General features: G+C 57.3%; 6 protein-coding genes and 1 pseudogene. 5 read left to right on the top strand and 2 right to left on the bottom strand.

The annotated features are described in order from the left end of the window. The 4 genes and pseudogenes from QZ517_RS19215 to QZ517_RS19200 form a co-directional block, all read left to right on the top strand. Positions 1-138 (top strand): annotated as a pseudogene (locus QZ517_RS19215) (rhodanese-like domain-containing protein); the annotation flags it as partial. 182 nt (positions 139-320) lie between these two features. Beyond that, positions 321-590 carry a phosphopantetheine-binding protein gene (locus QZ517_RS19210; RefSeq protein WP_294230383.1) on the top strand — a complete coding sequence of 90 codons (270 nt, stop codon included), beginning with the start codon at positions 321-323 and terminating at the stop codon, positions 588-590. After that, positions 587-1,801: a beta-ketoacyl-[acyl-carrier-protein] synthase family protein gene (locus QZ517_RS19205; protein ID WP_294230381.1), complete on the top strand. Its 1,215-nt coding sequence runs from the start codon at positions 587-589 to the stop codon at positions 1,799-1,801. Before QZ517_RS19210 ends, QZ517_RS19205 begins: the two co-directional genes overlap by 4 nt. Then, entirely contained in the window at positions 1,788-2,564 is a 777-nt protein-coding gene (locus QZ517_RS19200) for a MaoC family dehydratase (RefSeq protein ID WP_294230379.1), read from the top strand. Before QZ517_RS19205 ends, QZ517_RS19200 begins: the two co-directional genes overlap by 14 nt. 7 nt (positions 2,565-2,571) lie before the next feature. Here the strand turns inward: QZ517_RS19200 and QZ517_RS19195 are convergent, their stop codons facing one another. After that, positions 2,572-2,955 (bottom strand): DUF3307 domain-containing protein, encoded by a 384-nt coding sequence (locus QZ517_RS19195; RefSeq protein ID WP_294230374.1) that lies wholly within the window; start codon positions 2,953-2,955, stop codon positions 2,572-2,574. A gap of 233 nt (positions 2,956-3,188) precedes the next feature. Here QZ517_RS19195 and QZ517_RS19190 point away from each other — a divergent pair, with 233 nt between their 5' ends. Next, entirely contained in the window at positions 3,189-6,200 is a 3,012-nt protein-coding gene (locus QZ517_RS19190) for a cyclic nucleotide-binding domain-containing protein (RefSeq protein ID WP_294230372.1), read from the top strand. A gap of 67 nt (positions 6,201-6,267) precedes the next feature. Here QZ517_RS19190 and QZ517_RS19185 read toward each other — a convergent pair whose 3' ends face one another. Further along, entirely contained in the window at positions 6,268-6,780 is a 513-nt protein-coding gene (locus QZ517_RS19185; RefSeq protein WP_294230369.1) for a GNAT family N-acetyltransferase, read from the bottom strand. Positions 6,781-7,007: the final 227 nt, after the last annotated feature.

Here is a 7,007-nt window from a genome sequence, read left to right as displayed (position 1 = left end):
GCCTCCGGTGGTCGGGCTGCGCTGGCGGGCAAGCTGCTCAAGGACATGGGCTACGCTGAGGTGCACAATCTGGGTGGCTTCAAAGACTGGGTAGAGGGCGGCGGCGCGGTGATCGCGCCGGTTGATCCTGGTATGTAGGGTGACGTGGACGTCAATTTTTGCACCTCCGCAATGCAGCCGCGATACCGACGCGATACCGATGGGCAAATTGGTGCAAAACTTCCGTCTGGAATATTTCCTGTCAGCCGCCTAAACTCAAAGGGCCCGCAAGATTTATGCGGGCTTATTGCCTAAAGATTTTGAAGACTGGAAGGACTCCCATGAGCACCAAACGCGAGACGCTGACCAAAGAATTGCTCGAACTGGTCGCGCAGGAAGGCATGGTCGAACCTTCTGAAATCACACCACAAAAGAAGCTTGAAGAGCTCGATATCCAATCTGCGGATTTTGTGATGATCCTGATGGCAATTGAGGAAAAATACGGCGCGTATGTGTCTGTGGACAATGAGCTGACCGACGTGGTCACGGTACAGGATCTGCTGGATCTGGCGATCTCCAAAATCGAAGAACATCAGGCCGCCGAGGCGTGAGCCGCGTTGTTGTCACCGGCCTCGGCGCCGTCTCCGCCTGCGGCCTTGGTGCCGACAAATTGATTGAGGCCACACAGGCTGGGCACTCTGGTGTCAAACCCATTTCTTTTGACGATCTGGATGCGCAACGGGTGAAAACAGCTGCGCGCCTGTCAGAGGCTGATCTGGCCGCAGTTGTGGGGGACAAACCGCACCGTATGCGAGAGCCGGTGGCAGAATATGCACTTGCTGCCGCGCGCGAAGCTGTGGCGCAGTCCGGCTTGTCCGAGGCGCATTTTGGCGAGAGTTGCGGTGTATCAATTGGCTCTGGTTTTGGCGGCGGGCAAACACTCAATATCAACTACATGAAGTTTGGCCGAGAGGGGTCTATGCGACTTGATCCCATGTCTGTGCCAAAAATCATGAACAACGCCGCCGCCAGTTGGGTCTCTATGGAGTTTGGTGCCACTGGCCCCGCGCTTTGCTTGGCCACTGCCTGCTCTTCGGGCAGCCAATCCATTGGCATGGGTTATCAGATGATTGCCTCCGGCCAGGTGGAGCGCTGCCTTGCCGGCGGCTCTGAAGCCTGTCTGGAAAGTGGGGTGTTTCGGGTTTGGGAGCTGTTGCGGGTGATGACGGCGGATGTGAACCGCCCGTTTAGCAAAGATCGCAACGGGATGATCCTTGGGGAAGGCGCAGGCATTCTTGTGCTGGAAAGTCTGGAAAGCGCGCAGGAGCGTGGCGCCAACATCCTCTGTGAGCTTGTCGGCTTTGGCACCAACTCAGATGCGGGAGACCTGCTGCGCCCCAATCCGGCCCGCGCCGCTGCCTGTATGCGTATGGCGCTCAAGTCCGCCATCCTGTCGCCGGATGATATTGGCTATGTGAATGCCCACGGCACCGGCACCGTGGCAAATGACGTGAATGAGGTGGCCGCCCTTCGCGAGGTGTTTGGCGACGATCTGGCCGGTGTGGACATTTCATCCACCAAGCCGGTGCACGGCCACGCTCTCGGCGCAGCTGGAGCGTTGGAAATGATCGTGGCAATTGGTGCGTTGCGGCGACAATCTCTGCCGCCAACGATCAACTTCACAGAAATGGACCCCAAAATCGGTATTGATCCGGTGTCCAAAGAAGCCAAAGCCAAATCGGTGAAGGCGGTCATGTCCAACTCGTTGGCCTTTGGTGGCATCAATGCCACTTTGATTGCCCAAGCCTATGACCAAGGCTGACACAACGCGGGCCAAAACCACCTTGCAGGCCGGTGTTTCAAAGGCGGACGTAGACGCTCTGCAAGACTTGCTCTCCGAACTTTTGGATCATCCGGCCTCAACCTCTCTGCCGATTGTGCGTGCGGCCTTCCTTTTGGGGGACCCGGCGTTGATTGAATTGCGTCATTGCTTCACCGCGCCGGGCGGCACATTTGCCATTCAAGAAACTCAACGGTTCACAGGTCTCTCTGACACCGCGCTGACGGCAGGCACGCATGTTGGCCTGTCCAATGAAAGTGATGGGTCCGCTGCGCACTGCCTTTTCCAGCTACCCGGCACCGATGCGGCGATGGAAACCCGTGTGCGTTTCCTCACGCCGGACACCATCCGTGCTTTGGCCGCACCGAAGCTGCATCCACGTATGGTGGGTGAGGGCGCGCAAACGCTGGTCTCTACAAACCTCACCGCCACTATAATCGCACGCTACGCCGCACTGGCCCACGATCCCAATTCACTGCACCACGATCAAGACGCTGCTCGGGCAGCAGGGTTTGTCGATGTGATAGCCCCCGGCATGTTGCTCTGTGCGCTGGCGGAGGCTGGCTTTCGTCACATGTCGCCGGGCCGCAAAATCCAAGAGCTGCGCGCGCGTTTCCTCTCACCAGCTTTGGTGAATACATCAGTTCAGGTGATTGTAACGGCGCAAGCGGGCGCAAAATCGCGGGTGTTCGTGGTGAGTGAGGCGCAGGACATCCACGCCATCGTAGATGTTTTTACAGCTTAGTCGCCGCTCACTGGCAGGCAAACAGCGCCCAGATCATCACCAGATAGGTCAGCTGGTGCAACGCCTGATCGGTGCCCATGGCATACCAGTAAAGCGGCTGATCGGGACGCAACTCGCGATCCACCGAATAACGCGCCTTGGCCCAGTCAATGTGGAAGTGCACGATGAACTCAATCAGCACCATCCAAAAGATCAGCATCGGACCTGTGCCAAACAGCGCCAAAACCACAACAGAAAACGCCGCATGGATGCCCGCATGCTGTGTGCGCCCCATGTGCCAGTATTTTTCGCGGCCCATGATCATCTTGGCGTTCTGCAGGAAAAAATCCGCCACCAAGTGTTTGATCTGAAATGCCGCGACCAGCAACAACACTGTCGTGATCTGGTCCATAGACCTCTGCCCCATCCTAAGTTCTAAAAAGAGACTAGCGGGAGAATCAGGGAACAGCAAACCTCTGTTTTCACTCCTGCAAACTTCCAGTAAGAATCCGTTTGAATAGGTCCCGCTTACATTGGTAGCATTTGCCAAATGGGACGGCGCGGAGCCCGTGCTGCAAACCGGGAGTAGACGGTATAGAACGCTCATTATTTGCCTTCATCTGGAAGTATTCAAAACGCGACCAGATGGCCCTTTTGGCGCTCACGGTGTGCCTTTTCCCGCTGCAGTTCCTGACGTTGGAGCTGCCCAAACGCATCATCAACGACGCGATTGATGCGGATACCTCTTATATCGACGTGTATAATTGGGAGATGACGCAGGAAAACTACCTGATCATGCTCAGCTTCCTGTTTTTGCTGGCGGTGCTGATTCACGGGCTGATGAAGATGCGCATCAACACCATGAAAGGTGTGTTGTCCGAGCGTATGTTGCGGCGCTATCGCTTCACCCTGATTTCGCGCATCACCCGATTCCCGCAGCCCTATCTGCGCCGGACGTCGCAAGGCGAGATGGTCAGCATGGTCACAGCCGAAGCTGAGCCACTTGGCGGTATGATGGGAGACGCGATTAGCTTGCCGGTCATGCAAGCGGGGCAGATGCTCACCATTCTGGCCTTTCTGTTCTTGCAAAACGTCTGGTTTGGTCTTGCGGCGATTGCGCTGATCCCTTTGCAGGCTTGGATCATTCCCAAACTGCAACGTCAGATCAACCTGTTGAACAAAGATCGCATTGTGCAGGTCCGTCACCTCGCGGCTGAAATTGGCGAAACCGCCACTGGCACGCCGGAACTGCGCGGCAACGGCGGCTGGCGCTTCCGCCTGTCGCAAGTAACGCGCCGTCTGGGCACGCTTTTTCTGATCCGCTTGTCGATCTACAAGAAAAAGTTCTTCATGAAGTTCCTCAACAACTTCATCACCCAACTGACACCGTTTTTCTTCTACCTTGTTGGCGGTCTGCTGGTGATCCGCGGTCAAGTGACACTTGGCGCGCTGGTCGCCGCGCTTGCGGCTTACAAAGATCTCTCCTCCCCGTGGAAAGAGCTGTTGAACTATTACAACCGCGTGGCGGACCTGTCCTTGCGTTGGCACTTGATCGGCGACCGGTTTGGCCCGTCCGGCATGGTGGACGAAGAGTTGATTGAAAATGAGCCGGACGAGATCCCACGTCTGACCGGCGACATTGTTCTGAAAGATGTCTTTGTGCGCGACCATGATGGCGACAGCGTGCTGGAAAACATTTCCGCAACCGTACGCCAAGGCGCGGTGATTGGCGTCCGCTCGCAAGACGCCGAAGAGCGTCGTGCCGTGGCTGAACTGTTCACCCGAGAGATCACCCCGCTGAGCGGGGCGCTGGAAATTGGCGGTGTGAAACTCAACGATCTGCATCAACGAGTCATCGCCACGCGCGTCGGTTATGCTGATCCGTCGCCTTATGTGTTTGAAGGCACCTTTGGCGACAACGTGTTGATGCCGCTGAAGCAGAAGCCGTTAACGGACCGTCCTGATCCAATGGGTGAATCCGAAGAGAAAAAGCGCGCCTATGAATCCAAACGCACAGGCAACAGCCTTGATCGGCTTTACTCCGACTGGGTGGACCCGTCTCTTGGGGATTTGGCGAGCGAAGATGATGTGCATGCGTGGTGGGTTGCGGTGATGGATGCCACCGGTGCGGGCAACGCGCTGTTCCGCAAAGGTCTCGACCAGCCATTTGTCGAAAGTGACCACGCGGAGCTGGCCCAAACCCTTGTGGATCTGCGGCCACAAATTCATGAGGCGCTGGATAAGGCGGGCCTGACCAAATCTTACTTCCGCTTTGATCGGGAGCAATACAACCCGGCGCTGCCGGTGGCCGCCAACCTGTTCTTTGCTACCCCGCGTCAGGTCATCACCGACGGTCGAGAGCAACGTATCAGCGAATTCCTTAAACTGCTGCAAGAGCTTGGCATTGAGGAAAGCATTCTGCGCATGAGCCGGGAAGTTGTGGAGATGCTGAATCAGACATTTGGCGTGGATGGCACCGACCATCCCTTGTTCCAGCAGCTTGGCTTTGATGCGGATGACTTCACCCGCAATGTGGAACTTTTTGCCAAAAGCCGCGACGTACGGCTGGCCAATATGACCCAGGAAGAGCTGGAGCAAATGATTTCGCTGCCACTGCTGGTCTCCGCGGAACGTATCGGTGCGGGCTTTGGGGAAGACCTCAAGCGGAGCATTCTGGAATTGCGCCACGTTGAGGCGCAAAAACTGTCGGAATGGACAGCTGTGTACTTTGCCCCTCTGCGCGAAGACCGCTACGCCCCCGGCCTCACGGTTTTGGAAAACGCGATCTTTGGCAAGTTGGCCGCGTCCGCTGGCCCTCGTGCAGAGCAAATTCGCGATATTGTTGCTCAGACATTGGCGGAGGCAGGTATGAAACAAGAGGTGGCTGAGCTTCTGTTTGCCGTGCCCACCGGCATCGGCGGGGCGGGTTTGCCCTCTGCCTTTTCGGAACCGCTCGCCATTAGCCGTGCGGCAATCAAAAAGCCGGATGTGATGATCCTCAATCGGTGTCTGGCCAACTATGAGGAAGGCCAAGCCGCCGAAACCATCGCCAACCTGCGGGAGTTGCTGCCCAACACCACGTTCCTCTATCTCGAAGAGGAGTTTGAGGACGCCGACAGCTTTGACCAAGTGCTCGAGCTGGAACATGGTCGCCTGAAAGACAGCGGCGTGGCGGCGGTGGATGACTCCGACAATGCGGCCAGTGCTGACCTGCGCCGCAAAATGCGCGCCTTGACCTCCGCGGATATGTTTGCCGGCCTGTCTCGTCGGCAAATGCGTCTGCTGGCCTTTGGGGCGCAGTGGCACAGTGCCCCTGCCGGGGAGTATGTCTTCCACATGGGGGATGATCCCTCTGATGGCGCTTACCTGATCCTCGAAGGTGAGGCGGGTCTCGGCTATCGCACGCCAGATGGCGAAGCGCATGTGGTGGCCGAAGCCGGGGCAGGGACCTTGGTTGGGGAGCTGGCTTTGCTGCGCAAAGAGAAACGTGCGCTCGACATGTATGCCAAGACCGATCTGGAAATGCTGCGTTTGGGCGAAAGCGAGTTTATGGCCGTGGTCGAAAACGACGCCTCAACAGCCTTCCGCATTCTGCAAGCGGTGTCAGGCTACGTGGGGGCGCCCAAACAGAGCAATGACACCAAAGAAGACGCCTGATCGGTGAGGTCAGGCGCTTCGATTGTCTTTGTACCGGTCGCTGGCATGTCACGTGGACGCCGCGGGCTCATGTGAGGTGACGTTCCAGATATACCAGATAGGGATCAAGCTCCGGCGGGTTGGCGTTTTCGGGATAGCGCGGGATGTAGTCAAACCCAAGTCTCTCATACATCGCCAACATGGCGCGATTGCCTTTGACCGTGTCCGCATAAAGAGTGGTGCAGCCCATCTCTCTGGCCGCGTCGATCCGCATCTCAAATAACTTGCGTCCCAGTCCAAGACCCTGTGCTTCCGGACGCACAAACATTCGCTTCAGTTCCGCTGCATTGGGGCGCACTTTGCGCAAGACGCCGCAGCCAATCAATCTGCCTGCCTCGTCATGCGCCAGTAAGGTGCGCCCATCGGGCGGCAACAGCTCCTGCATATGGGTAAGCGTGTCCCGCGCAAGGTCGGCGGCAGACAGCTGCGGTCCCCCCGCATCCGATAGCTTGGACGCCATGATGGTGTAGTATTCCAGCATGAGCGTCTCAAAAGCATCTGGGTCGGGCAGGGCGGAGACAAATTCCGGTGTCACAGTCATGACGGGTCCGATGTGCAAGATATGGGGCTGCGCCAGCGTAGCGCTTTTAGGCGCAAGCGCCTAACGACTGCCCCCCCCCATCGTCCTCTGTCTTCACCGTTTGGAAAGGCCAGCTTTCCTGCCTTATCTGCCCACCTCTGCAATACAGCTGCGAAACAGACGTATTGCCGACGTTGTTTTTGGCGTGGTGAGGAGTCTTAAGGCGTGGTCACTTCCGGCTGTTGCGT

Source organism: uncultured Shimia sp. (genome assembly GCF_913054185.1).
Taxonomy (GTDB): domain Bacteria; phylum Pseudomonadota; class Alphaproteobacteria; order Rhodobacterales; family Rhodobacteraceae; genus Shimia.
This window is presented reverse-complemented; position numbering and strand designations above follow the sequence as displayed.

Coding starts and splice junctions, on each gene's coding strand:
- QZ517_RS19210 (WP_294230383.1), top strand. CDS start 321: ATGAGCACCAAACGCGAGACGCTGACCAAAGAATTGCTCGAACTGGTC.
- QZ517_RS19195 (WP_294230374.1), bottom strand. CDS start 2,955: ATGGACCAGATCACGACAGTGTTGTTGCTGGTCGCGGCATTTCAGATC.
- QZ517_RS19185 (WP_294230369.1), bottom strand. CDS start 6,780: ATGACTGTGACACCGGAATTTGTCTCCGCCCTGCCCGACCCAGATGCT.
- QZ517_RS19190 (WP_294230372.1), top strand. CDS start 3,189: ATGGCCCTTTTGGCGCTCACGGTGTGCCTTTTCCCGCTGCAGTTCCTG.
- QZ517_RS19200 (WP_294230379.1), top strand. CDS start 1,788: ATGACCAAGGCTGACACAACGCGGGCCAAAACCACCTTGCAGGCCGGT.